This is a genomic window from Sphingomonas sp. BAUL-RG-20F-R05-02, from assembly GCF_022662305.1.
In the GTDB taxonomy this organism is placed as follows: domain Bacteria; phylum Pseudomonadota; class Alphaproteobacteria; order Sphingomonadales; family Sphingomonadaceae; genus Sphingomonas.
Map to the genome: position 1 here is coordinate 1 of NZ_JAKNQH010000052.1, position 2,174 is coordinate 2,174.

General features: G+C 54.5%; 1 protein-coding gene. It reads right to left on the bottom strand.

Annotation, left to right across the window (positions count from 1 at the left end; translation table 11 throughout):
- Positions 1 to 1,646 precede the first annotated feature (1,646 nt).
- Positions 1,647 to 1,859, bottom strand: coding sequence for a hypothetical protein (locus L8F97_RS22365; RefSeq protein WP_242154940.1), 213 nt, complete (start codon positions 1,857 to 1,859; stop codon positions 1,647 to 1,649).
- Positions 1,860 to 2,174: the final 315 nt, after the last annotated feature.

The following is a 2,174-nucleotide window of genomic DNA, read 5'->3' on the forward strand; positions in this document are numbered from 1 at the left end:
CTCGCTGACGTGAAGATCGAGTGCCTGGCCTACGCTGATGTGGTCCGCCGTTATGACCGGCCGAGGCGCTGTTCTACCTGGATCCGCCCTACTAAATTGCGAGAACGACTAAGGCGACGACTTCGAGTGCCTCGCACCGGGCTGTGTTCGCCGGCTTTAACCTTTTGGACATCCAGACGACCTATACCGTCGGATCGGCAAGCGCCGGCGCGGGGAAGCGTGTCGGCGAACTCATCGCCCGAAACGGAGGAGCGGTGAGGGTATCGGCTGGGGTAAGCCCTAGCCGATACCGCTGGAATACCGCACAAAAGCGCCATTTTTGAATGGAGCGGCGGAGACTCCCTCCGCCGCGTTGCTAACAATCCGTAAGCCGCGCTTGTTTGCCCGTTCTCTCGTATGCCGAAGGGGACTCGTAAATTGGGGAAGAAACAGCGGTTAAGCCGTTGCTCCTTGATGCCGTATCCAGGATCAGACCAATCATCACAATCGGGTCGTAAAGTTTGCCTTGTGGGTCTTCGATACCTGCAAGTATCTTGTCGGCTAGTTGCGCAGCTTCCTCGGCAGTCACGCACAACGTCATATTCACAAGACCCACATCGATTCTCCTTAAGCTGCCTGATTATAGCGCTTCAGGGATGAACGAGCCTCAACCTGGAGGTGGACATTCGTGGCGTAGAATTCCTCCATCGTAAGACTGTGAGATCATCAGTGCGGCTGTTTTTATTGATCTGGTTAATTAATGCAAATCTAGCGCAGCTTCTCATCTTTGAGGTTTGGAACAAGCTTTAATAATCGACTCGTTTCCTACGTAGAAATACGATACTCTCCTACCGCACGCGAAGTGAGTGTGCTTTTTCCCATAGAATGCTCATGGTCGCCTTCGGGCGACCCTTTTTCTAATAAGCTAGTGCGCGCGCTACTTTACAGTCGTCGTCACGCGGCGGGGGCGTCTCCGCCGCGTCAGCCGCTCGGGCGACTAGAGTTATTCGCCGTGCGAAGCGTTAGGGCGACGAGGCATCATGCTATCACAAAATTCTTGCCAAATCTCCTCGAAATCACCCTCCTGGTCGCTATCACACCTATGGTTTTGCGGAGTTTTATCTTGCGAGTTGACATTTCTAGGCGTTGGACCGCTGCTATTAACTCGCGCCTTTGTACTGTGCATCACAAAAGTATTGGCCACTCGACTCGCCCCCCTCGGACATCAAGCGCTACGAAACGATGAAACGTTCCTGTTATGCGTTGAACTGATTCCTAGTAAATTAGGTCACTAGTGACGACTACGGACTATTCCTTGGGCGTCAGGCCAAGAGACAGAAGTGCCTGCAGATCATTTGGTCAATGTACGCCACGAGGAACGCATGGGGTATCACATCGGAAACTCGCCAGTACCATTTCTGCATACGCACCTCCGGAAGCGCCGGCCTCTCACCGATTGCAGCTGCCTAGTGGCGTATGATGTCAGCCTTCCGCCACTTACAAATGCGTCACATGGAGGAACGGCGAAGAAATCCTCCTTTGAAAGAGGCGCTTCTTCCTGTGGCGCTGCGCACCTTGAAGGTCACTGATGAAGAGAACGTCGAACAGTTAATTGAAACAGCGGTAATCTTCCGGTGATCCGGCTTAGCACCTTCCGCTAAAGCGACCTACCCGTTTAGCATGCGGCCAAGCACGACGACCGCAATTAGCAGCATGCTGGACCAGCCGACGAAAAGCGCCGCGTCGAACAACCACCAGTACCGCTTGTCCATGACCTCACCCTTCGAGCGCAGGTTACCTGCCAATTCCTGAGCAATCCTTAAGCGCTCTCCTGCGTAACGGAGGCTGATTGCCGCTCCATTGCTAAGCTCTTCGCTCATTTTACGCCCTAATCGCTGGCGCGAAAACGCGCGTGTGCCGCTACGCCGGTGTTAGATGTACGTGACGTAGCCTTGGATCTACGGTTTACAGGCAACCCTGTCATTCATCAGGATCATTTGATCAGATACTATGCGCCAGTTGCCTTGCATGGAAGCCACAAGCTACCTCTTGGTGCGCTCTGTGTTTTCGAACCGTCTCCCGGGCCGCAGGCCAAAAAACTGCTGTTGCGCTCGACCTCGTTGCCAGGGGGTGGTCTATGAGCGCGGTTGCAGCGGCGCTCGACGTCGCTCGCCCGCATCTCTCCGCGATGCGCG